The following is a 22,956-nucleotide window of genomic DNA, read 5'->3' as shown; positions in this document are numbered from 1 at the left end:
CTCACTGGTGGGGACACCGACCCACCGGGTGGTCCCGTCGGCGACGAATTCGGCCGAGTGTTCGATCGTGTCGGGTCGCGGCGGTAGCGTGAACAGACGATGGACACCACCGCGGCAGCACTTCGTTCGGATTCGCACAATTCCCGTGCCACCACCTCCGCCGCCGGCTCGCCGGAGCCCGGCCCGGCGCCGGAGGCCGCGGCCCTGCCCGGCCTGGAGCTATCCGGTGCCGACCGGCGTGCGGCGGCGCCCGGCGGCCTGGCCGCGCTCCGGCAGCGGGTGCAGGCCGAGCAGGCGCAGCAGCGCACCGATACCGCGCAGCGCCGGGCCGAGGAGGCCGAGCAGCTGCTGGAGGGCCTCAACCCGCAGCAGCGCGCTGCTGTACTGCATACCGGCTCGCCGCTGCTGATCGTGGCCGGCGCGGGTTCGGGCAAGACCGCGGTGCTGACCCGCCGCATCGCCTACCTGCTGGCCGCGCGCGGGGCAACCCCCGGGCAGATCCTGGCCATCACCTTCACCAACAAGGCCGCCGCCGAGATGCGCGAGCGGGTCATCGGCCTGGTGGGCCCGCGCGCCGCGAGCATGTGGGTGTCGACCTTCCACTCGAGTTGTGTGCGGATCCTGCGCACCCAGTCGGCCCTGCTGGCCGGGCTGAACTCGAACTTCTCCATCTACGACGCCGATGATTCCCGGCGGCTGCTCACCATGATCGGCCGGGATCTGGAACTGGACGCCAAGAAGTACACCCCGCGGCTGCTCGCGACCGCCATCTCGAACCTGAAGAACGAACTCGTCGGCCCGGAACAGGCGAGTAGCGACGCGGAATTCGAGGATGCCGAGCTGCCGCGCGTGGTCGCCCGGGTCTATACCGAATACCAGCGGCGGTTGCGCACGGCCAACGCGCTGGATTTCGACGACCTCATCGGCGAGACGGTCGCCCTGCTGCAACGGCATCCCGAGGTCGCCGAGTACTACCGCCGCCGCTTCCGGCACGTCCTGGTGGACGAATACCAGGACACCAACCACGCCCAGTACGTGCTGGTGCGGGAACTGGTCGGGCATCACACCGCGGGGTCCGGCCCGGCCGGCGAAGCCGCCGATACCGACGCCGGCGCGGCGGCCGCCGCATCCGGCAGCGAGGCCCCGGAACCGGACGCGCGTACGGTGCCGCCCAGCGAACTCTGCGTGGTCGGGGACGCGGATCAGTCCATCTACGCCTTCCGCGGCGCCACCATCCGCAATATCGAGGAATTCGAGCGCGATTTCCCCGACGCCGAGACCATTCTGCTGGAACAGAACTATCGGTCCACGCAGAACATCCTGTCCGCGGCCAACTCGGTGATCGCTCGCAACAGCAACCGCCGCGACAAGCGGCTGTGGACCGATGCCGGTGAGGGCGAACTCATCACCGGTTACGTCGCCGACAACGAACACGACGAGGCGGCCTTCGTCGCGCGGGAGATCGACCGGCTGGTGGACGACGGTGAGGCCGCCTACTCCGATATCGCGGTGTTCTACCGCACCAACAACAACTCCCGGGCCCTGGAGGAGATCTTCATCCGGATGGGCCTGCCCTACAAGGTGGTCGGCGGGGTCCGGTTCTACGAGCGCAAAGAGGTCCGCGATATCGTCGCCTACCTGCGCGTCCTGGAGAACCCGGAGGATGCGGTGAGCCTGCGCCGGATTCTCAACACCCCGCGGCGCGGTATCGGGGATCGGGCCGAGGCCTGTGTGGCCGTGCACGCCGAACAGCGCGGTATCGGCTTCGCCGAAGCGCTGCGCGATGCCGCCGCCGGTGAGGTCGCGCTGCTGAACACCCGGGCACGCAATGCCATCGCCGGATTCGTCGCGCTGCTCGAGCAGATCCGGGCCGCCGGTGAGATGGACGAGGTCGATTTCCCCGATGTGGGCGCGGTGGTCGAGGCGGTATTGGATCGCACCGGTTACCGGGCGGAACTGGAGGCCTCCGACGATCCGCAGGACGGTGCCCGGTTGGACAACCTGAACGAACTCGTCAGCGTCGCCCGAGAGTTCAGCTCCGAGGCGCGGAACGCGCTCGAGGCCGCCCGCGCCGAGGGCCTGGTACCGGAAACCGGTGAGGGCGAACCCGAACCCGGTTCGCTGGCCGCCTTCCTGGAACGGGTATCACTGGTGGCCGATGCCGACCAGATCCCCGAGGAGGGTTCGGGCATGGTCACCATGATGACCCTGCACACCGCCAAGGGCCTGGAGTTCCCGGTGGTCTTCGTGACCGGCTGGGAGGACGGCCAGTTCCCGCATCTGCGGGCCCTCGGCGACCCTGCCGAACTGGCCGAGGAACGCCGGCTGGCCTATGTGGGGATCACCCGGGCCCGGCGCCGCCTGTATCTCACCCGCGCGGTGGTCCGCTCGGCGTGGGGGCAGCCGGTGTTCAACCCGGAGTCCCGGTTCTTGCAGGAGGTCCCGGACCATCTGATCGATTGGAAGCGGCTGGAACCCAAACGGCCGTCGGCTCCGGCACAGTACGGCCGTCGCCGTGGTGCCGAGTCGAGCGATGAGGACTGGACCGGTGGCCGGCCGCAGTCGCGGGAGCCGCGGCCCGGTATCCGGGAGACCCGCCCGGCGCGGCCCGGCGTATCCCGCAACAATGTCGGCCTGGTGCTGGCGGTCGGCGACCGGGTCAGCGACGACAAGTACGGTCTCGGCCGAGTGGTCGCCGCGGACGGGGTCGGCGATATGGCCAGTGTGACGATCGATTTCGGGACCAGCGGCACCATCCGGCTCATTCCCAAGTTCAGCCAGACCTTGACCAAGCTGTAGCGCCCCCGCGGGGCTCGGACGCGCGGGAGGTTCCGATCATGGAGTCTGTCCTGCAGCACCTGATGTGGTTCGTGCCAATGCTCTGGCTCGGCATGGTGCTGGCCATCTCGTTCCTGGAGGCGCCGCTGAAATTCCGTGCGCCCGGGGTCACCACCGAACTCGGGCTGGCGATCGGACGGTTGGTGTTCCGGGCCCTGAACACCGTGGAGGCCGTGCTGGCGGCGGTACTGCTGGTGGCGGCCGTCGTGCTGGCGCCCGCCGGGGCGGTGCGGGTGTGGCTCGCGATTGCGGTGGTGATCCTGGTGGTACAGCTGGCCGCGGTGCGTCCGCCGCTGTCACGTCGCTCGGACCGGGTGCTCGCGGGGGAGGAGTTGCCGCGTTCGACGGCGCACTACTGGTACATCGGGCTGGAGATCGCCAAGGTGATTGCGCTGATCGGGCTGGCGGTCACCGCCGCACCGTGAAAAACGACCGCGGCCGGGTGCTCCGAGGATCGTGGCACCCGGCGGTCGGCGGGATCGGTCAGTCGCCGTTGCCGGTGAGGCTGATCCCCCGGGTGGCCAACCACGGCACCGGATCGATCTTGTCGCTGCCGTTGAGCCACACTTCGAAGTGGCAGTGCGGGCCCGTGGAGAAACCACGGTTGCCCACGGTAGCGATCTGGTCGCCGGCGAACACGTATTCGCCCACTCCGACGGTGGTGGTATCTACGTGTCCGTAGACGGTGATGGTGCCATCGGCGTGCAGCAGCCGCACCCACATACCGAAACCCGAGGCCGGCCCGGCATCGATGACCTCACCGTCGGCCACCGCGTAGATGGGGGTGCCGATCGGCGCGGCCACGTCGATTCCGAGATGCTGGACACCCCAGCGGGCGCCGAATCCGGATGTGTACGCGCCATTGGCGAATTTCGCGAACAGTGGGCGGAATTTGGCTTCTTCGGCCTGGGCCAGATCCTCCGCGAATTGGGCGCCATTGGCCAGCATCTCGCCGAAGCGGCTGGTGTCGACCGGAAGGTTCCCGCCGAGCATCTGTGGCGACGCGGTACTGGATACGGCGGCGGCCGGATCCTCGGTCGCCATCGACTGGGCGGCGATCTCGTGGACCGACCCGGCGGCCTCGTAATCGGTGGCCTGCTGGGCGTGTTTCTGATCGGTGGGTTCGGCGGTGGCGCACTGTCCGGCGGCCACCACCGCGCCCGCGGCCACCGCGACGACCGCGGCGCGGCCCTTGAGCGCGGACGGCGGGGCAGCTACCCGATGTGCGCCCCGGGAGCGGGACCGGCGTGTTTCTTCGGGCGTTTCGTCGGCGACCGGCGCGTTCTCCAGCGCCTCGGCGATCGTGGTGGGTGCGGCGTAGTGATCGGAAGCCGCTCGGCCACCGGGCGCGTAGGGCGCGGGTTCGGGCCAGGATTGCGCGGGCGCGTCGGACCACGACTGTGCCTCGGTCCAGCTCTGGTGGGTGTTCCAGTTCGGATCGCTGTGCCAGACGGGCTTGTCGTTCTGCTGCCACCCGCCCTGCTGCCAGTTGTCCTGTGCCTGCTGCTCGCCACCGGACCAGCTGTCGGCCCGGGAATCGGCCCAACCCTGGTTGGTCGTCCAGAAGTCGTCGGCGGCGGTGCGGTGGGCATCGGCGGCGGCCGAGGCGGCAGCGGTATTGAGCGGGCGCCTGCGGGACCGGCTGTCACCGGGTACGCCGAATGCGTTGAACGACTGGGTCGCTTCGGCCGGCTGCGCGTTCTCGTGCCGGCGCCGGGCGCGACCGTCGGGATGGGCGTCGAGGGTGCCGCGGTGGTTCATCGGCTGGTTCGCATCCGACTGGCACCGGGCTTCCGGGCGGCGGTGAAGGGATGCACTGCCGGAAAGGCTGCTGCCGAACGGCTCTGCGACTGCGGAGCGGGGTGCTGCGTCAAGCTGCCGTCCTCTCTAAACCTGCTCAGGGAGCAACATCACGGAGATCTCTACTCGCGGTACAACCGGGTGCGCAAGCATCCACGCTGTGCAACGTTTGTGATCGGCCTGTGACATCGACCGGCTTCGACGGTAACGAAACGATTGCGACGCGGCAAGCGGTAGGACCCCTTCAAACGTTACTGTGATATTGATCACGTTTCCTTTGTGGGCGTGGCTCACGGTCGGACGCTCTGTCCTGTGGTGGTGCGGCCGCGATCGCCCTCGTCGCACGGGCGGTCGCCGCGCACCGCCTGCGGCCCACCGGAAAGCTACTCGCCGGTAGCCTTGGCCTGCGGCTTTGCCCTCCCCGCCGGAAGGCTCGTGACCTGCGCCACTTAGGATGAACGTGCCCGATCGGGCGTGCCTGTGAGTGGTTAGAGTCCGAACGACCCGCTACCGACGTCGGGCCGCCAACAAAGACGTTGTCATAGCAACGCAGACGAGACGGTGAGTACATGGATCTCTTCGAATATCAGGCGAAGGAGCTCTTCGTAAAGCACGGGGTGCCTTCGTCGGAAGGTCGCGTGACCGACACTGCCGAGGACGCCCGCGCCATCGCCGCGGAAATCGGCAAACCGGTGATGATCAAGTCCCAGGTGAAGGTCGGCGGCCGCGGCAAAGCCGGTGGCGTGAAGTACGCGGCCACCCCGGACGATGCGTTCACCCACGGGCAGAACATCCTCGGCCTGGACATCAAGGGGCACATCACCAAGAAGATCCTGGTCGCCGAGGCGAAGGACATCGCCGAGGAGTACTACATCTCCTTCCTGCTCGACCGCACCAACCGCACCTACCTGGCCATGTGCTCGGTCGAGGGCGGTATGGAGATCGAAGAGGTCGCCGCCACCAAGCCCGACCGGCTGGCCAAGATCCCGGTCGACGCGGTCAAGGGTGTCGATCTCGCGTTCGCCCGCTCGATCGCCGAACAGGGTCACCTGCCCGCCGACGTGCTGGACGCCGCCGCGGTGACCATCCAGAAGCTGTGGGAGGTCTTCGTCAACGAGGACGCCACCCTGGTCGAGGTCAACCCGCTGGTGCGTACCCCGGACAACGAGATCCTGGCGCTCGACGGCAAAGTCACTCTGGACGAGAACGCCGAGTTCCGGCACGCGGACCACGCGGAGTTCGCGGACAAGGACGCGACCGATCCGCTGGAGCTGAAGGCCAAGGAGAACGACCTCAACTACGTCAAACTCGACGGTGCGGTCGGCATCATCGGCAACGGTGCCGGTCTGGTTATGTCCACCCTGGACGTCGTCGCCTACGCGGGCGAGAAGCACAGCGGTGTCAAGCCGGCCAACTTCCTCGATATCGGTGGCGGCGCGTCCGCCGAGGTCATGGCCAACGGGCTCGACGTCATTCTGAACGATGCCCAGGTGAAGAGCGTTTTCGTGAACGTCTTCGGTGGTATCACCGCGTGCGACGCGGTCGCCAATGGCATCGTCAAGGCCCTCGAGATCCTGGGCGACGAAGCGAATAAGCCGCTGGTGGTCCGCCTGGACGGGAACCGGGTGGAAGAGGGTCGCAAGATCCTCGCCGAGGCCGCGCATCCGCTGGTGACGCTGGCACAGACCATGGACGAAGGCGCCGACAAGGCCGCCGAACTCGCGGCCCGCTGAGTCGACCTACCAGGGCACGCCCAGTAAAGGACACACAGAACTATGTCTATTTTCCTCAACAAGGATTCGAAGGTCATCGTCCAGGGCATCACCGGCGGCGAGGGCACCAAGCACACCGCGCTGATGCTCAAGGCCGGTACCCAGGTCGTCGGCGGTGTGAACGCGCGTAAGGCGGGCACCACCGTCTCGCACACCGACGCCGACGGCAACGCCGTCGAACTGCCCGTTTTCGCCACCGTGGCCGATGCCATGGAGAAGACCGGCGCGGACGTCTCCATCGCGTTCGTTCCGCCGAAGTTCTCCAAGGACGCCATCATCGAGGCCATCGACGCGGAGATCCCGCTGCTCGTGGTGATCACCGAGGGCATCCCGGTGCAGGACACCGCCTACGCGTGGGCCTACAACGTGGAGAAGGGCGCCAAGACCCGGATCATCGGCCCCAACTGCCCCGGCATCATCACCCCGGGCGAATCGCTGGTCGGTATCACCCCGGCCAACATCACCGGTAAGGGCCCGATCGGCCTGGTGTCCAAGTCCGGCACCCTGACCTACCAGATGATGTACGAGCTGCGCGACTTCGGTTTCTCGACCTCCATCGGTATCGGCGGCGACCCGGTCATCGGCACCACCCACATCGACGCCATCGAGGCGTTCGAGAAGGACCCGGAGACGAAGCTGATCGTGATGATCGGTGAGATCGGCGGCGACGCCGAGGAGCGGGCCGCGGCCTACATCCAGGCCAATGTCACCAAGCCGGTCGTCGGCTATGTGGCCGGTTTCACCGCCCCCGAGGGCAAGACCATGGGCCACGCGGGCGCCATCGTCTCCGGCTCCTCGGGTACCGCGCAGGCCAAGAAGGACGCGCTGGAGGCCGCCGGGGTGAAGGTCGGCAAGACGCCGTCCGAGACCGCCGCGCTGGCGCGCGAGATCCTGGAGAAGGCGGCCGTTTCCGCCTGATCCGGTAGCAGCACCGAACTCCGGGAGGCCGTCCGCATCGCGCGGACGGCCTCCGTGGTTTGCCGCGTACCAAGCGGGAATACGGTGCGTGGACGGTATCGGTGGCGTGGTCGAGCCGTCCATGGCCGAATCCTTCGGTGATGACCTGTGCGCGCGCGTGCAGTAGCGTCAAAGAGAATTCAGCCGTCAAGTACGTATTACTCGACCTAGGAGATGACGACATGTCATACCCGACCGGGGGCTCCGGGTACAACGCACCCGTTCCGCCCTCTGTTCCGCCCAATCCAGGCCAGCAGGCGGCCGGTGGTGGGAGTGCCGCTGGGGCCGGCGGGAAAGGACTGCCGTTCTTCCTCACCATCGGGGTGGCCGCGGTGGGCGTGCTCGCCTTCCTACTCGGCTTCCTGTCCTATGTGGGCGCCGATACCGATATGGATCTGCCGTCCTCGGCCGATACCAGCCTGAACCTGTTCGAATACCAGGAAGCCACGATCGGTGGACTGCTGCTGATCGCCGCGATACTCGCGGGCCTGTCGCTGCTGCCCAAGCAGGACTGGGTCGGCGCGGCGGCCGCGGTGGCCGGCGGCACCTTCGTCACCATCCTGTTCCAGCTGTTCAGCCTGCCCGATGGCGCGAAGGCCGAGATCGGGCTCTACCTGATCCTGGTGCTGGCGCTGGTGCAGACCGGTCTCGCGGTGGCGGTCGTGCTGTTCGACGCCGGAATCCTCACCCCGCCGGCCGCCCGTCCGGCGGCGCAGACCGGATTCCCCGGCGGTCAGCAGGGTTACGGCCAGCAGCAGTACCAGGCCCAGCAGCAGGGTTACGGCCAGCAGCCGGGCTACGGCCAGCAGTACAGCAGCGGTCAGCAGCCGCAGCCGGGCTACGGTCAGCAGCAGGCGGCCTACGGGCAGCAGCCGGGCTACCCTCAGCAGCAACAACAGCAGCAGGGGTATGGCCAGCAGCCGCAGCAGTCGCCGTACGCCGGTGGCCAGCAGCAGCCTTCGCCCTACGGTCAGCAGCAGCCGACCTACGGGCAGCAGCCGCAGCAGCCGCAGCAGCCGGGCCAGCAGGCTCAGCCGTTCGGTGGTGAACAGCCCGCCGATCCGGCCGCCGACGCCACCCGCGCGTTCCGGCAGTCCGACGACCAGAAGTGAGTACCGGCAGCACCCGGCGCGGCGCGCCTGAAGCGTCCGCGCCGGGGCGGCTGCCACTCTGAAATCCATGAGTTCCCCGCGTACCTCGTCGAACCACCCGCTCCGGGGGGCACGCAGGAGTTCGACGCGTTCCGGCGACGAGCCGGGTTTTCTCTCGCTACCGCCCGATCACGCGCGGGTGCTTCTTTTCGTAGCTTTCCGGCCCGCAGCCTTCGCCCTGGCGGTCGTCGTGGTCACCATGCTGGTGACCCTCTTCACCGCGGGCAGCGATCTCACCGGTCTCAGCGGCGCGGTGGCAGCCGGCTGGCTCGCCGTGCACCAGGTACCGCTGCTCATCGGCAGTACGACGGTGGGCCTGCTACCGGTGCTACCGACCGCGCTGCTGCTGTGGGCCGCGGCCCGGGAAGCCGTCGCCGCAACCGATACCGAACCCACCCGGGCCGAACTCGGCTGGTTGTGCGGTGCCGCCATGGGTGGTCCGCTGCTGATCACCGCGGTATGCCTGGCGGTCACCGAGGACGCGTCGGGATCCATTGCCCTACAACGTCCCAACCCGCTGACCGCGTTCGGCTGGGTGCTGCTCCTGCATCTGACCGCCGTACTGTGCGGTATCGCGTTCCGTTGCCGGGAACGCCTTTTCGAGGGTCTGCCCTATGACGTGATCGCCGCTGCGTACGTGGCGGCCCGCGCCGTATCGCGCCTGCTGGCCGCCGCGGCGGTACTGCTGGTGCTGGGCCTGCTGCCGCACTGGTCGCGGGTCGGTGAGACCTACGGGGCCGCGGAGGGGATCGTGGACGTGCTCGGGCTCACCCTGCTCTCGCTGCTGTATCTGCCGAACGCCGCGGTGGCCGCGGTCGGGGTGCTGGTGGGCCCGGGAGTCGAGTTCGGTGCTGCGTCGGTCGGAGTGTTCACCGTGGTCGGTGGACCGATTCCCGCGGTACCGGTGCTCGCCGCCGTACCGGCGGGCCCGGCCGTGCTGTGGTGGGCCGTGCTGCTGCTCGTACCGGCGGCCGTGGGTGTGTACGGGGGTGTGGAATCGGCCCGGGTGAGCTACGACCGTCCCGGCGCGCCCTGGGCGCTGCTCGCCGCGGCCGGGCTCGGGAGCGCGGCGCTCACCGCGCTGGCCGCGCTGTCCGGGGGAGAGCTGGGGAATTTCGGGCGCCTCGGCCTCGAGCTTCCGGTGTTCGCTCTGGCGGTGTTCGCCTGGCTGGCGATTCCCGGCTACGCCGGTCTGCTGTTCGCGCGCACCTTCGTCGTCTCCTTCCCCACACCGCTGATGCGCCATCCCGACGCGCTGTTCGACCCGGACGATATCGACTACGACGAGGACTATTACCCCGACGAGCAGGAGAGCGCCCGAGGCCCGGCGGACCGCGCGCTGCCCGAGCGGCGGCTCCCGGAGCTGCCGGCCGATTCCGCCACCGATCCGAGAGCCCGCTATGCGGGTCTGCTCGATCGGCCGCCCGCCGAGTCGCCGGGGCCCGAGCAGCCGCTGGAGGTCGAGGCCGAGGTGGTCGAGGACCAGCCGCGCGGATCCACCGCTGAGGCCGTCGCCGCCGCGGAGGCGGCACCCGAGATCGTGGATGCGGAAGTGGTCGAACCGGATGCGCTCGACGGGGACGACGGAGACGGTCGCCGGAGCTGACCACGTCCGGTCCGGGCCGCGGCTCACTGCCGCCGCAGGCGGGCCGGACCGCGTCTACTAGGCTCTATCCGTGCCGCGGGTTCGTTCCCGCCGGCGGGTGGACCCCGCCCGCCGTTCCTTCGAACTCCAGGAGTAGAGCCCTGACCGCCCCGGAACCCACCGATTCCACCCCGGCCGGCCTGGTCGTACTCGCCTCGGGGACCGGGTCACTGTTGCGCGCGTTGCTCGACGCCGCGGCCGATCCCGGTTATCCGGCACGGATCCACGCGGTGGGCGTCGACCGGGAGTGCGCCGCCGTCGAACACGCGGCGGCGGCTGGCGTGCCCACCTTCCGGGTAGCGGTCGGCGATCACGCCGATCGCGGGGCCTGGGATGTGGCGCTCACCGAGGCGGTGGCCGGATACTCGCCCGACCTGGTGGTCTGCGCGGGTTTCATGAAGCTGCTGGGCCCGGTGTTCCTGGATCGTTTCGGCGGCCGGATCATCAACACCCATCCGGCCCTGCTGCCCGCTTTCCCCGGTGCGCACGGGGTGCGGGACGCACTGGCCTACGGGGTCCGGATCACCGGGACCACCGTGCACTTGGTGGATGCCGGCGTGGACACCGGCCCGATCCTGGCCCAGGAGCCCGTCCGGGTCGATCCGGCCGACGACGAGGCCGAATTGCACGAGCGCATCAAAGTTGTGGAGCGACGGTTGCTGGTGGAGGTTGTCGCCGCCGTCGCGACCCGCGGAATTGTCTCCGATGGACGAAAGGCAGTTATCCCTGATGAGCGAGTTCTCCGGTGAGTGAACGCACGCCGATCCGCCGGGCGCTGGTGAGCGTCTACGACAAGACCGGGCTCGTGGAGCTGGCGACCGCGCTGCACGCGGCCGGGGTGGAGCTGGTGTCCACCGGGTCGACCGCGGCACGGATCGCGGGCGCCGGCGTCCCGGTGACCGCGGTCGAGGAGCTGACCGGGTTCCCGGAAACCCTGGACGGCCGGGTCAAGACCCTGCATCCGCGGGTACACGCGGGCATTCTGGCCGATACCCGCAAGGCCGAACACCTCGAACAGCTCTCCGGACTGGGTATCGAGGCCTTCCAGCTGGTGGTGGTGAACCTCTACCCGTTCAGCGAGACCGTCGCGAGCGGAGCCGGCCCGGACGAATGTGTCGAACAGATCGATATCGGCGGACCGTCGATGGTGCGCGCCGCGGCCAAGAACCATCCGTCGGTCGCCGTGGTGGTGAACACCGGCGACTATGAGGAGGTCCGCAAGGCCGTCGCCGACGGCGGGTTCACGCTGTCGGAGCGGATCGCGCTGGCCGCCAAGGCTTTCCAGCACACCGCGAGCTATGACGTCGCCGTGGCGAACTGGATGGCGTCGACGCTGGTCGATAGCCCGGCCGGGGAAGACGGGTTCCCGTCCTGGATCGGCGCCGTATGGGACCGTGCGGCCGTGCTGCGCTACGGCGAGAACCCGCATCAGCGGGCCGCGCTGTACACCGACGGTGACGGCGGGCTCGGCCTGGCACGGGCGCGGCAGTTGCACGGCAAGGAGATGTCGTACAACAACTACACCGACGCCGATGCCGCCCGCCGTGCCGCCTACGACCACGAGGCGCCCGCGGTGGCGATCATCAAACACGCCAACCCCTGCGGTATCGCGACCGGCGCGGATATCGCCGAGGCGCATCGCAAAGCGCACGCCTGCGATCCGGTGAGCGCCTACGGCGGCGTCATCGCGACCAACCGTGAGGTTTCGGTGGCGATGGCCCAGCAGGTGGCCGAGATCTTCACCGAGGTGATCGTGGCGCCCTCCTACGCCGACGGTGCCATCGAGGTGTTACAGCGCAAGAAGAACATCCGCATCCTGATCGCCGAAGCGCCGGCACCCACGGGTGCCGAACACCGGCCGGTGAGTGGCGGGTTGCTGCTCCAGGAGCGCGATGTGATCGACGCCGACGGCGACGATCCGGCGAACTGGACCCTCGCGGCCGGCGAGGCCGCGGACGCGGCGACGCTCGCCGATCTCGAATTCGCCTGGCGCGCCTGTCGAGCCGTGAAATCCAACGCCATCCTGCTGGCCCACGACGGTGCGTCGGTAGGTGTCGGTATGGGGCAGGTCAACCGGGTCGATTCGGTACGGCTCGCCGTCCAGCGGGCCGGTGATCGCGCCGCGGGTTCGGTGGCGGCCTCGGACGCGTTCTTCCCGTTCCCCGACGGGCCGCAACTATTGCTGGAAGCCGGTATCCGGGCGATCGTCCAGCCGGGCGGTTCGGTGCGCGACCAGGACACCATCGACGCGGCGCGGGCGGCCGGGGTGACCATGTACTTCACCGGGTCCCGTCACTTCGCCCACTGAGCTGGGCCGACGCGGCAACGCCTGTGGCCCTCCGATCCATAGCGATCGAAGGGCCACAGGCTGCCACGCCGGGTCGATGGCTTGTCGATCGAGCGTCCGCCCGAAACCGGTCAGCGGAGCGTATTCAGCAATTCGTGGTACCCGGGACGCAAGCCGACAGGGTTGCGAGCTCGGTGAGCGCCGAACCGGTGGGCACTCCGGCGACTTCCTTGTGTGCCATATCCGGGACGGATACCCCAACAGGGGCGGCGGGTTCGAGTGGCAGGGCCGGTCCCGGCGATGGCCGTTCCGGTGCCGGCCGATACATTGACGATCGCGGCAGCCGCGATGGCAATCGCGCCCGAGATCAATGCACTCCGTATATCCACTATTCCTTTTCGGTCGATCGTTGTCGTGAGCGGTCGGCGGGGGTACAACCATGTGGTTGTACCCGGCCCGAGCCGGAGACCGTTAGGGGGCGTATCCCCCAAGGAGATCACAAGGGAGGGGTGAGGTTGCCGCCGAGGAGGGCTGCGAGGCCGGTGATGAGGGTGCCGAGCACCTGTGCCGAACCAGTGGAGATCGGGCCGCCCAGCGACGAGCCGCTGGGTTGGTGACCAACGCCGGACCCACTGGAGTCACCCTGCACCATGCGCGGTGCGGCGGGTGCGGCGGCTTCGAGCGGTAGTCCGGCCGCGGCCGCGGTGCCGGCACCGGCGACCGAGCCGGCTGCGATCGCCAGCGCGGCGATACCACCGATGAGAGTTTTCTGCATATCCGTGTTCCTCTCCTGTGGTTCTGGGCACGACCGGTGGCCGTGCGAGAAGCACGCTATGGCACATTCCGGCTGCAGTTGAGCCGCGAGTTCCTCTGCCCATGTTTTTGGGGGCACGGAATATGTTGCGCTGCAGGCCTCTTCGGGACGACGGATTCGTGGCCCCGTCAAACAGCGCTGAGCACTTGCCGGTCGCCCAGCGGGGCGTCCAGCTGGATCTCCAGCGTGCCGAAAACGGCCATCATCACGCACATCTTGTCGACGGCGTCGGCGCGGCTGCCGCTGCGGAGTTCGATGGTGACCGCGCGGTCGTCCGCGGTGGTGGTGACGTCCACGCCGTAGCATTCGGGCACGCCGGTCTCGAAATGGATCGCGATCCGGTCCTCGGCCATCTTCGTCCACGAGGTGAAGGGGACGGGATGGGCGCCGACAATCGAGGGGTCCGCGGTGAAGAGGCGCCCGGGGTCGGCCGCGGGATCCTCGGTGGGCGTGGCGGGCGTACTCGCCGGGGCGGGTACGGAGGTCGGGGAGGGGCCGGGCTCCGGATAGGCGGCGCCGTCGCCACCGCAGGCCGAGACCGCGAGGACGACGCCGAGAGCCAGGATTGCCGTACATCCCCGCAGTGTGATCATGCCCACCACTGTAGTGGGCACCGGCATCCGCGCTGCCCGGCCGTGGAGGCGACAGCCGAACGCCCGGCGCCGCGTGGTGCGGGGCCGGGCGTCCGGGAGGGATTCGGGTCGCGTCAGCGGCTGGTGAAGGGGAGCAGGGCCATTTCGCGCGCGTTCTTCACCGCGACGGCGACCTGGCGTTGCTGCTGCGGGGTCAGCCCGGTGACCCGGCGGCTGCGGATCTTGCCCCGATCGGAGATGAAGGTGCGCAGCAGATTCACATCCTTGTAGTCGACCGTCTCGATACCTGCGGCGATCAGCGGGTTCTTCTTGGGCCGGCGAGCCTGTTCGGCGCGGACCTTCTTCGACGGGCCTCGTTTGACTGCCATATGACCGGTTCCTAACTCACGATCGGTGGGTTACCAGCTCGATTTGTGCACACCGGGCAACTCTCCCCGATGCGCCATCTCGCGCACACGCACACGCGAAAGGCCGAACTTCCGGAGATAACCGCGCGGTCGCCCGTCGGCGGTGTCCCGATTGCGCAATCGTACCGGACTGGCGTCGCGGGGCAGTCGGCGCAGGGCTGCCAGGGCGGTCAGGCGCTCGTCTTCGGGTGTGGAGGGTTTACGGATCAGTTCTTTGAGCTCGGCCCGCCGTTCGGCGTAGCGGGCCACGACGGCGCGGCGCTGCCGGTCACGGGCGATCTTGGACTTCTTGGCCATCAGCGCTCCTCCCGGAAGTCGACGTGCCGGCGGACCACGGGGTCGTATTTCCGCAGGACCATGCGGTCGGGGTCGTTCCGGCGGTTCTTACGGGTGACGTAGGTGTATCCGGTGCCCGCGGTGGAGCGGAGTTTGATCACCGGACGAATATCGGTCGATTTCGATGCCATCGGTGCGCTCAGATCCGCGTTCCGCGGGCGCGGAGACGGGCCACCACCGCTTCGATCCCGTCGCGGTCGATGGTCTTGATGCCCTTGGCCGACACATCGAGGGTGATCCGGCGGCCCTCGCTGGGCAGGTAGTAGGTCTTGCGCTGGATATTGGGATCCCAGCGCCGGCTGGTGCGTTTGTGCGAATGCGAGACGGCCTTGCCGAATCCGGGTTTGCGACCGGTGACCTGACAGTGCGCCGACATGGGACTCCCTCCGACGTGAACGATGATGACAATCGTTTTCGACAACGATGGGTCCAGACTGTAGCGTGTGCCCGGTCGTAATTGAAAATCATTACCGAAAGGGTAGTGGTGTCCCATTCCGCACAACTCCCAGACGTCATCGATCCCGGAGACCGCCGCACACCGGTCGTGGTCGTCGCCGGCCTGCACGGTGATCCGGCCGGTTCCGTCGACCTCGTCGCGGACGCACTCGGCGCCGCCGCGGGCACCGTGGTGGTGCGCCACGATCTCGCCGAACTCGGGGAGGGAATCGTGCGCCGCACCGTATCCCAGGGCGGCACCGCCACCGTCTCGGCGCACGAACTCGCGCATGGCTGCGTCTCCTGCACCCTGAAGGCGGATCTGCTGCCGCTGCTCTGTACTCTCGCGGCCCGGGATTCGGTGCAGCGCATCGTGCTCGCCCTGGATCCGGCCATCGAAGCGGAGTCGGTGTGCCAGGGGATCGGCGAGGTGGTGGTGGCCGGTGTCGTCGGCCGGGTGGACGGTCCCGCCGCGCGGGATGTCCGGATAGCCGCCGTGCTCACCGGTCTCGACGCGCGCACCTGGCTCGCTGCGGCGACCGGGGACGAAGCACTGGACGAACTCGGCTGGGCATGGGCCGACGACGAGCGCACCCTCGCTCAACTGGCAGTCGGGCAGGTCGATTTCGCGGACGCCCTGGTGATCACCGGCGGCGACGCCGTGGACCCGCTGGAACGGGCCCGGCTCGGGGCGGTGCTGTCCCGATTGGTGCCGCTCGCCCCGGCGCTGTGGGCGGGCCCGGACGCCGCGGTGACCACCGGAGCGGTCGAGGAACTGCTGGCCCGGATTCCGGCGCGGTCCCGGCGCGGACGGGTTTTCGACGCGCATACCCCGCTGTTGCGCGGGCAGCCCCCGCTGGGCGCGGAATGCGGGGTGGAGCTGGTGGAGTTCGCCGCCGGGCGCCCCTTCCACCCCGAGCGGCTGCACGGGGCGCTGGACGTGCTGTTCGAGGGTGTGGTCACCGCGCGCGGCCGGGTTTGGCTGGCGACCCAGCCGGACGAGGTGGTGTGGCTGGAATCGGCCGGCGGGGGGCTGCGGATCGGCGGGGCCGGCCGCTGGCTGGCGGCGATGACCGAAGCCGAACGCGCCGAGGTCGAGCCGGAGCGGCTGGCCATGGCCCGGCTGCGCTGGGACGACAGGTTCGGCGACCGTGACAATTCGCTGGTCGTCCTGGTCCACGCGGCCGATCCGGACGAGATCCGGCAGGTACTGGACCGGGCGCTGGTCGACGATGCCGAACTGCGGCTGGTCGAACGGGCACCACATCAGGTGGCCCGCTGGCCGGATCCGTTCGGCGAATGGCATACCGACCCCTGCGATCCGGACGAACCGTATCCGGCCGCTACCGGCGAGGGCCGGGGCGGCGACACGGGCGAGCGCGCCCGGAAGGAGAAGTGATGAAAGCCGATATCCATCCCGATTACCATCCCGTCGTCTTCGAGGACGCGAGTACCGGGGCCCGGTTCCTGACCCGTTCCACGGCCACCGGCGACCGGACCGTCACCTGGACCGACGGTAATACCTATCCGCTGCTGACGGTGGACGTCACCGCGGATTCACACCCCTTCTGGACCGGCGCGCACCGCGTGCTCGACACCCAGGGCCGGGTGGAGAAATTCGAACGCCGATACGGCCGGCGTGCCGGGCGGACCCGGAAGGAGCACTGAGATGGCGGTACCGAAGCGGAGGATGTCGCGGTCCAATACCCGGAGCCGCCGGTCGAATTGGAAGGCCACCCCGCCGGATCTGGTTCCGGTCACGGTGGATGGTGTGGTGCATCGGGTGCCGCGGCGTCTGGTCGAGGCGGTCCGCCGCGGCCTGCTGGACCTGAAACGCCGGTGAGTTGTCAGGCCCCCTAGATGCGAAAAGATCGTGGCGACAGGCTCTTCCGAGCGGAAGCCAAGGTCGATTTTGCGCCGGTGGCAAACCTCCCGCAAGCATAATCATGGCTCCCACCTCGCCTGATCGCCTGCCGGCCGGTTGCGGACCGAAGGTGGGTGGCGCACCGCTATTTCGGACGGATATGCGGTGAGTTGCGGAAAAACTCGGCGGACTGCTGCTTCAGCGGTCCCTACCGGTTATCCTCGTGCGTGAGGGCGGGTCTCCCAGAAATGGGAGACCCGCTCATCGCCACTTTCGAGGGCTTTCGCCCCGGTCTCCGCGGGCAGCTCCGCCCGCTGTCGTGAGTCACTTTCCGCCGCAAGCGCCTGCGCGATATCGCCCACCTGTCGCAGAAGCGCCAGAGCGAGGGCTGCCGGGAGCAGCAGCAGCGATACCGGCCACGGCAACTCCACTCGCTCCTGGCGCTCTGCCCGGGCCGCGAGATCGGCGACCGTGGCTTCCATTTCACTGATCTCGACCCGCAGTTCGGAGACCTCGGAGCGCAGGCCGCGCACCTGCGCCCACAGCTCCCGCAGCAGCTTCTCCTGATCGGACAGCACGGTATCGGGTTCCATCCGCATCAGCGCGCCGGTTCCGGCAGCGGCTGAGCACGCTGCGCGAGCGCCGCCGCGGCATTGGGGCGCGCGGCGGGCCGACTCTGCTCGTCCGTGGGGGCCGCACCGCCGGCACCACCCGCCGGGCCGCCGGTCTCGCCCGCGCCGGGCTTCGGGCCGCGGGGAGTGTCGTCGGGGCGCTCCGGGGCGACCAGCACCGCGGTGATCGGAACGGCCAGGGCCAGGAGACCGAGAACGAACATCGGGAAGGCGTAACCGAACAGCTCCATGCCCTGCGCGGGCTCGGCATCGGGGTCGAACCGGAATTCCAGCGAGGCGACACCGGTGAAGTAGACGGCCGCCACGCCCGCGCCGAATATCGCGATCGACCCGACCCGGGCCGCCGGGAAGCGGAACCGCTGGAAGAGGAACACACACAGCGAGGAAGCGGTCACCACCACGACGATCGCGACGACGAAGAAGCCGATGTTCACCGAGACCGAACCCTGGATATCGATCGAGGTGATCTGTAGCCACAGCATGATCCCGAATCCGAGACCGAGTCCGGCCGCGGCGTTCACCATGCGTTTGAGCTCGAACTCACGACCGGCCAGCAGCAGGCCGAGGAAGACCGCGGCGACGGCGAACACCAGGGACAGGGTCAGATCCGAGATGTCGTAACGCAGAACGCGGCCCGGAATGGAGATTCCCAGCAGTGAGACGGTGCTGGCCAGCCAGACCCCGATACCGCCGATGGAGACCGCGGCGGCGGCCACCCATACCGGGCGGAACCGGACCGAGCGGCGGCCGTTCACCGCGCAGGCCAGGCCCACGAACATCCCGACCGCCGACACCCCGAAAGTGAGCAGGGTCAGCCAGTAGCCCATGGTGAACAGATCGGCGGTCTCGACCGTGCCCGCGGCCAGCACCTCAACCATGCCGGGCGACTCCCTCGTATTCCTGAGCCTTCAAACGGTTGATCGCGTACTCGGTGACGGCGGCCAGCGCCTGCCGCACCTCCTTCGCGTCGCGGGCATCGATATCCACGATCGGTACGCCCTCGCGCACCGACAGCGCCTCGCGTAGTTCGGCCATCGCGAACCGCGGCGAGTTCGGGAACCGGTTGACCGCGATCAGGAAGGGCAGATTACGGGCCTCGAAGAAGTCGACGGCGGCGAAACTGTCCTCCAACCGGCGCGCGTCCACCAGCACCACCGCGCCGATGGCGCCGCGGACGAGGTCGTCCCACATGAACCAGAACCGTTGCTGTCCGGGTGTGCCGAACAGGTATAGCGTCAGGTTTCCCGGCAGGATGATCCGGCCGAAATCCATTGCGACCGTGGTGGTCCGCTTGTCCGGGGTGTCGTTTAGGTCGTCGACGCCGTCGGAGAAGCTGGTGACCATAGCCTCGGTCCGCAGCGGCACGATCTCCGAGACCGCGCCCACGAAAGTTGTTTTGCCCGCACCGAATCCACCGGCGACGACGATCTTGGTCGACGCGACGACCCGAGTCTCGGCCTCCGCCGCACCACCACCCTGGCTCTTGCTAAAGGGCTCGGAGTCCACGCAATGTCCTCTCCATCAGCGACCGGCGTTCGTCGTAACTCGCCTGCTCGGTCAAAGTCGAATGCACTCGCAGGTTGCCGTCCACGACGAGATCACCGATGACGACGCGGACCATACCGAGCGGGCGATCGAGATGCGCGGCGATTTCGGCAACCGACAGCTGGTGGGTTCCGAGCCGGAGGATCTCGGCTCGGATGTCACCGGACGGCCAATCGAATTGTGCATGATAGGAGATGGTTTCGATAACCGCCTCCATCGGTAGATCGACTGCGGGCTGGGTTCGGCCGGCGGTGAGTGCGTACGGACGGACACGTCCGGGCCGGCGCGGGCTGTTCGGCTGCGCCGGGGCGTTGAATCGATAGGCACCGGTGTTGTACTGCGAGGAACCGGGTCCGAAGTTCTGTGCACCCGGACCGTAGTTGTGGTCCGGGGAGCCGAATCCGGGTCCGCCGGTGTGCGGATCGGGTAAGCCTTGGCCGAATTGGGACATCGTGCTCAGACGGTGGATCGGGCGGTCGCGCTGACGACCGAACCCACGCGATCGACCAGCAGGGCCATCTCGTAACCGATTCGGCCGATATCGTGCTGTTTGTTGGCGAGTACCGCGATATGCGAGCCGTTGCCGACGCTCATCACCAGTAGGTAGCCGCGCTGCATCTCCACGATCGACTGCATCACCTTGCCGCCGTCGAACAACTGTGCCGCGCCGGTCGAGAGACTGGCCAGGCCCGCGGTCACCGCGGCGAGCTGTTCGGCACGATCGGCGGGCAGATGGGGGCTGACAGCCTGCAACAGGCCGTCCGCGGAGACCAGGACGGCATGGGAGACACCCGGCACATCCCGGGTGAATCTGGCGACGAGCCAGTTCAAGTTCTCGTCCGTGCTGCTCTTCGGATCGGTCATACAAGCCCTCCGTCATTGTTCTGCGCGTCGGCCCGCCCACTGCGGACCCCGCTCAGGTGTCTGGTCAGATTGCTCCGGATCTCCGCCGGGTCCCGTGGAACCTCGTCTTCGACGGGGGTCAGCCCCCCGGGTACGAGTTGCGCGCCCGGCCGGCGGATGGGGAGCCCGTTCGCGGTCTTGGAATCCGAGCTCGGCTTGGCAGCGTCCTCTGCGGCCAGCCAGCCGATATCGGCGGGAGTGGTCCAGTCCTGCCGCGGCTGGTCCGCCGTGGTGGCCGGCTCGACCAGCCATTCCGAGACCATGCGCTGGTAGATCGGAGTGGGGGTTTCGCCGCCCACCGGTTGCAGCCGGGCGGAGGTGGTCGTATTCGGCGCCGGCTCGTCGCGACGCTCCGCGGTGCGGCCGAACGGGTCGTCGTGGTCCATACCCGGACGCCGGATCGGCAAGCCGGAGCGGGCGGTGACCGCCGGCGGCTCCGGTTCGGACGCCGGACGGGGGTCGGGGGTGTCGGGAGCCGAGGTCTCCACCGGAGCCGGGAAGGATTGGGTCTTGTAGGTTTCCGACCAGATCCCGGTGGGCGATTCATCGTTGGCCGCGGACTCGGGGATGGGATCGAATGCCGAGAAGGTGTCCCGGGAGCCGCTGCCGTTGGTGTCCTTGCCGAGGGCGGCCGGACCGTGCGTGGACGGGCGACGCTGCGGTAGCCCGGTGGACGTGGTACCGAAACTCGATGTCACGGGTGCGGGAGTGAGCGGCCGCACCGCGGGGAGATCGGTCCGCGAGGTCCACGAATCCGCGGACGGCAGGTCGGGCACCGGGGTCAGTTGCCGCGGCGCCGGCGGCGGGGGGAGCTGCGGCAGCTGCGAGGTGTGCTGGAGTTGCGGCGGGGCCGCGGAGAGGTCGGCGGTGAGTACGTTCGAGTTGTCCGACCCGGTATCGGGGGAGATCAACAGGCCCGGTAGATGCAGGCTGGCGGTGATACCGGGCTGCTGCGCCATGGTCGAGGTACGCCGCAGCCCCACGGTGATCTGATGCCGTTTGGCCAGCCGGCCGACGACGAAGAGACCCATCCGGCGTGCGGTTTCGACATTGATCTCACCACCGGAAGCCAGGCGCGCGTTGGCGGCCTGCAGGTCCTCGGTGGCCATACCCAGTCCCCGGTCGGTGATCTCGATGAGGTACCCGCCGTCGACCGCGCGGGAGACGGTCACCGCCACCGGCGTATTGGGCGGGGAGTACCGCAGCGCATTGTCGATGACCTCCGCGAGCAGGTGTTCGATATCGACCGCGGGCTCACCGGCGACCACACCCTCGGGCACATGACCGATCTCGACCCGCTGATAGTCCTCGACCTGGGAAACCGCACTCCACAGCATATCCGAGAGCGGGACCGGATCGAGCTGGCCGCGACGCAGCGCGGTACCGGCCAGCACGAGCAGGTTGTCACCATTGCGCCGCATCCGCGTGGCGAGATGGTCGAGCCGGAACAGGTTCTGCAGCCGTTTCGGATCGTCCTCGTCGTGTTCGAGCTCTTCGATGATGCCCAGCTGCTGTTCGACCAGCGACTGGCTGCGCCGGGACAGGGTCTCGAACATGTTGCCGATCTGCACCCGCAGACGTGCCTGGTCGGCGGCCAGATTGAGGGCCTGCTGGTGCATTTCGTCGACCGCTCGGGCGAGCTGGCCGATCTCCTCGGTGCCCTGGACGCCGACCGGCTCGATCTCCGGGGTCTCGGCGCCACCGCGGACCTGCTCGAGTTCCTCGGGAAGGCGCACATGGGCCACTTCCAGTGCGTCACGGCGCAGCCGGCGCACTGGGACGACCAAGGTCCGGGCGACCGCGAGGGCGAGGGTCAGGCCGCCGAGCAGGGCGGCGATGAGCAGTGCGGTCTCCCGCAGCGCGCTGTTCTGGGCGGAAACAGTCGCATGGTGCAGCGCGCCGCTGATGGTGGCGATCAGCTGGTCGGTGGTGACCTGGTAGGCCCGCGAGCTGGTGTCGAGGGATTTCAGCGCGGCGGGATCGGTCATCGCGCCCTGGGTGCCCTGGCTGAAGATCGCCAGCCGGGTCTGGACCGCGTCCAGGAGCGGCCGCATATTGCCGGCCACATCCGGCATGATCTGTCCGTACTGGTGGATCATGGTGAGCTCGGCGCCACCGGAGGTGAGTACCCGGGCGCGCATGGCCGGATTGTCCTCGGCGGTGGGCGAACTGATCACCAGGCGTTGCGCGGTCAGCGACCGCCGTGCGTTCTGGATGGCGCTCACCTGCAGGAAGTAGCGCTGGATCGAGAGGTCCTCGACGGTGGGTGACTGCGCGAGCGCATTGCCGATCCGGACCGCGATCTCGTCGGCCTGATCGCCCACCATGGCGGGCGATCCGTTGCTGAGGCCGCTGCGCATGGTGCCGCCGATGGTGAGTGCCGAGGATAGTTCCCGGGAGACCTCCGGCCGGATCTGATTGGAGTCCAGCGCTCTTTCCAAGGTTTCGTGGGCCGCGTCGAACCCGGCGAGGGCCGCGGAGGCCCGCGGATTGCGGTTGTCGGCCCAGCCGGCGGTCGCGGTGACCGCGAGGTGCTCGGCGGCGGCGTTGTAGCCGACGATGGGCGCGATGATGCGGGACTGGTCGGTCGCGGCCTCGAGCTGTTCCAGGGTGCGCAGCTCGTTGTTGATCCGCAGCACCGCGAAGAGGGTCGCCAGGACGACCGGCAGGACCAGGACGATGCCGACCTTGCGGGTGACCGACCAGTTGGACAGGCTGAATTGCCACGGTCGCGGGGTTTCCATCCGCCTCTGTCGCCTCCGCATCACGATCGACCTCTTATTGGCGCGTGGGCGCTTCAGTTATGATTCACTGCACACCGAACCAACCGGAGGTCTAGTTTTTACCGATCGGAACATACCGTGCATGGTAGCGGCGGGCAATCGGGACGTTCAGACGGTTATGCCGCGAATAAAGCGGATGTGGAACAGGTTTCGTGGCATATCACAGGGTGGTAATGGATCGTCCGGTCGGCGGA

23 protein-coding genes and 1 pseudogene are annotated in these 22,956 nt (G+C 68.5%); 11 read left to right on the top strand and 13 right to left on the bottom strand.

Annotation, left to right across the window (positions count from 1 at the left end):
- Window positions 1–99 precede the first annotated feature (99 nt).
- Window positions 100–2,799: a DNA helicase PcrA gene (pcrA, locus tag ACQPYS_RS25920; protein ID WP_433491069.1), complete on the top strand. Its 2,700-nt coding sequence runs from the start codon at window positions 100–102 to the stop codon at window positions 2,797–2,799.
- A 38-nt stretch (window positions 2,800–2,837) separates the two neighbouring features.
- Entirely contained in the window at window positions 2,838–3,263 is a 426-nt protein-coding gene (locus tag ACQPYS_RS25915) for a hypothetical protein (RefSeq protein WP_433491068.1), read from the top strand.
- 58 nt (window positions 3,264–3,321) lie between these two features.
- Here the strand turns inward: ACQPYS_RS25915 and ACQPYS_RS25910 are convergent, their stop codons facing one another.
- Window positions 3,322–4,599, bottom strand: a complete 1,278-nt coding sequence (locus ACQPYS_RS25910) for a M23 family metallopeptidase (RefSeq protein ID WP_431940060.1) — start codon at window positions 4,597–4,599, stop codon at window positions 3,322–3,324.
- A 608-nt stretch (window positions 4,600–5,207) separates the two neighbouring features.
- Here ACQPYS_RS25910 and sucC point away from each other — a divergent pair.
- The 6 genes from sucC to purH all read left to right on the top strand — a co-directional run bounded on the left by sucC (window position 5,208) and on the right by purH (window position 12,471).
- Window positions 5,208–6,371, top strand: coding sequence for an ADP-forming succinate--CoA ligase subunit beta (gene sucC, locus ACQPYS_RS25905; protein ID WP_063036970.1), 1,164 nt, complete (start codon window positions 5,208–5,210; stop codon window positions 6,369–6,371).
- 42 nt (window positions 6,372–6,413) lie between these two features.
- The gene (sucD, locus tag ACQPYS_RS25900) at window positions 6,414–7,328 is read left to right on the top strand and encodes a succinate--CoA ligase subunit alpha (RefSeq protein WP_063036972.1); all 915 of its coding nucleotides are present in this window, start codon (window positions 6,414–6,416) and stop codon (window positions 7,326–7,328) included.
- A 221-nt stretch (window positions 7,329–7,549) separates the two neighbouring features.
- Window positions 7,550–8,479 (top strand): DUF5336 domain-containing protein, encoded by a 930-nt coding sequence (locus ACQPYS_RS25895; RefSeq protein ID WP_063036974.1) that lies wholly within the window; start codon window positions 7,550–7,552, stop codon window positions 8,477–8,479.
- 67 nt (window positions 8,480–8,546) lie between these two features.
- A complete protein-coding gene (locus tag ACQPYS_RS25890; RefSeq protein WP_433491067.1) occupies window positions 8,547–10,124 on the top strand; it encodes a cell division protein PerM in 1,578 nt (525 codons plus the stop codon).
- A gap of 140 nt (window positions 10,125–10,264) precedes the next feature.
- On the top strand, window positions 10,265–10,912 hold the full coding sequence (gene purN / locus ACQPYS_RS25885) for a phosphoribosylglycinamide formyltransferase (RefSeq protein ID WP_433493133.1): 648 nt from the start codon (window positions 10,265–10,267) through the stop codon (window positions 10,910–10,912).
- The gene (gene purH, locus ACQPYS_RS25880) at window positions 10,909–12,471 is read left to right on the top strand and encodes a bifunctional phosphoribosylaminoimidazolecarboxamide formyltransferase/IMP cyclohydrolase (RefSeq protein ID WP_433491066.1); all 1,563 of its coding nucleotides are present in this window, start codon (window positions 10,909–10,911) and stop codon (window positions 12,469–12,471) included. The genes purN and purH overlap by 4 nt, the downstream gene beginning before the upstream one ends.
- Before the next feature lie 475 nt (window positions 12,472–12,946).
- Here the strand turns inward: purH and ACQPYS_RS25875 are convergent, their stop codons facing one another.
- The 6 genes from ACQPYS_RS25875 to rpmB form a co-directional block, all read right to left on the bottom strand.
- Window positions 12,947–13,225: a hypothetical protein gene (locus tag ACQPYS_RS25875; protein ID WP_433491065.1), complete on the bottom strand. Its 279-nt coding sequence runs from the start codon at window positions 13,223–13,225 to the stop codon at window positions 12,947–12,949.
- Between the two features lie 167 nt (window positions 13,226–13,392).
- Window positions 13,393–13,857 carry a hypothetical protein gene (locus ACQPYS_RS25870; protein WP_433491064.1) on the bottom strand — a complete coding sequence of 155 codons (465 nt, stop codon included), beginning with the start codon at window positions 13,855–13,857 and terminating at the stop codon, window positions 13,393–13,395.
- A gap of 113 nt (window positions 13,858–13,970) precedes the next feature.
- Window positions 13,971–14,225 carry a 30S ribosomal protein S18 gene (rpsR, locus tag ACQPYS_RS25865; protein ID WP_030522354.1) on the bottom strand — a complete coding sequence of 85 codons (255 nt, stop codon included), beginning with the start codon at window positions 14,223–14,225 and terminating at the stop codon, window positions 13,971–13,973.
- Window positions 14,226–14,255: 30 nt separating this feature from the next.
- The gene (gene rpsN, locus ACQPYS_RS25860) at window positions 14,256–14,561 is read right to left on the bottom strand and encodes a 30S ribosomal protein S14 (protein ID WP_063036986.1); all 306 of its coding nucleotides are present in this window, start codon (window positions 14,559–14,561) and stop codon (window positions 14,256–14,258) included.
- Window positions 14,561–14,731 (bottom strand): 50S ribosomal protein L33, encoded by a 171-nt coding sequence (rpmG, locus tag ACQPYS_RS25855; protein ID WP_030522352.1) that lies wholly within the window; start codon window positions 14,729–14,731, stop codon window positions 14,561–14,563. The genes rpsN and rpmG overlap by 1 nt, the downstream gene beginning before the upstream one ends.
- Before the next feature lie 8 nt (window positions 14,732–14,739).
- Window positions 14,740–14,976 carry a 50S ribosomal protein L28 gene (rpmB, locus tag ACQPYS_RS25850; protein WP_030522351.1) on the bottom strand — a complete coding sequence of 79 codons (237 nt, stop codon included), beginning with the start codon at window positions 14,974–14,976 and terminating at the stop codon, window positions 14,740–14,742.
- Window positions 14,977–15,084: 108 nt separating this feature from the next.
- On the opposite strand from rpmB, the gene mrf reads away from it, so the two are divergent.
- The 3 genes from mrf to rpmF are packed head-to-tail and all read left to right on the top strand — an operon-like array spanning window position 15,085 to window position 16,878.
- Window positions 15,085–16,434: a ribosome hibernation factor-recruiting GTPase MRF gene (mrf, locus tag ACQPYS_RS25845; RefSeq protein ID WP_433491063.1), complete on the top strand. Its 1,350-nt coding sequence runs from the start codon at window positions 15,085–15,087 to the stop codon at window positions 16,432–16,434.
- Window positions 16,434–16,703, top strand: a complete 270-nt coding sequence (locus ACQPYS_RS25840) for a type B 50S ribosomal protein L31 (RefSeq protein WP_063036988.1) — start codon at window positions 16,434–16,436, stop codon at window positions 16,701–16,703. The genes mrf and ACQPYS_RS25840 overlap by 1 nt, the downstream gene beginning before the upstream one ends.
- A 1-nt stretch (window position 16,704) precedes the next feature.
- Complete coding sequence (gene rpmF / locus ACQPYS_RS25835) at window positions 16,705–16,878, top strand: 50S ribosomal protein L32 (RefSeq protein WP_063036990.1); 174 nt, start codon at window positions 16,705–16,707, stop codon at window positions 16,876–16,878.
- A 236-nt stretch (window positions 16,879–17,114) separates the two neighbouring features.
- Here the strand turns inward: rpmF and ACQPYS_RS25830 are convergent, their stop codons facing one another.
- The 6 genes and pseudogenes from ACQPYS_RS25830 to ACQPYS_RS25805 all read right to left on the bottom strand — a co-directional run bounded on the left by ACQPYS_RS25830 (window position 17,115) and on the right by ACQPYS_RS25805 (window position 22,723).
- Window positions 17,115–17,492, bottom strand: coding sequence for a hypothetical protein (locus ACQPYS_RS25830; protein ID WP_157107270.1), 378 nt, complete (start codon window positions 17,490–17,492; stop codon window positions 17,115–17,117).
- Between the two features lie 5 nt (window positions 17,493–17,497).
- Complete coding sequence (locus tag ACQPYS_RS25825; RefSeq protein WP_433491062.1) at window positions 17,498–18,409, bottom strand: MHYT domain-containing protein; 912 nt, start codon at window positions 18,407–18,409, stop codon at window positions 17,498–17,500.
- On the bottom strand, window positions 18,402–18,959 hold the full coding sequence (locus tag ACQPYS_RS25820; protein ID WP_245664614.1) for a GTP-binding protein: 558 nt from the start codon (window positions 18,957–18,959) through the stop codon (window positions 18,402–18,404). The genes ACQPYS_RS25825 and ACQPYS_RS25820 overlap by 8 nt, the downstream gene beginning before the upstream one ends.
- A gap of 58 nt (window positions 18,960–19,017) precedes the next feature.
- Window positions 19,018–19,356 (bottom strand): annotated as a pseudogene (locus ACQPYS_RS25815) (DUF742 domain-containing protein); the annotation flags it as partial.
- A 176-nt stretch (window positions 19,357–19,532) separates the two neighbouring features.
- Window positions 19,533–19,940, bottom strand: a complete 408-nt coding sequence (locus ACQPYS_RS25810) for a roadblock/LC7 domain-containing protein (protein WP_058854582.1) — start codon at window positions 19,938–19,940, stop codon at window positions 19,533–19,535.
- Window positions 19,937–22,723, bottom strand: a complete 2,787-nt coding sequence (locus ACQPYS_RS25805; protein WP_433491061.1) for an ATP-binding protein — start codon at window positions 22,721–22,723, stop codon at window positions 19,937–19,939. Before ACQPYS_RS25805 ends, ACQPYS_RS25810 begins: the two co-directional genes overlap by 4 nt.
- Between the last annotated feature and the right edge of the window lie 233 nt (window positions 22,724–22,956).

It is taken from the genome of Nocardia grenadensis, from assembly GCF_050942415.1.
Lineage (GTDB): Bacteria > Actinomycetota > Actinomycetes > Mycobacteriales > Mycobacteriaceae > Nocardia > Nocardia grenadensis.
The sequence above is the reverse complement of the archived record's forward strand: the minus strand, read 5'-3'. Positions and strand labels throughout refer to the sequence as shown.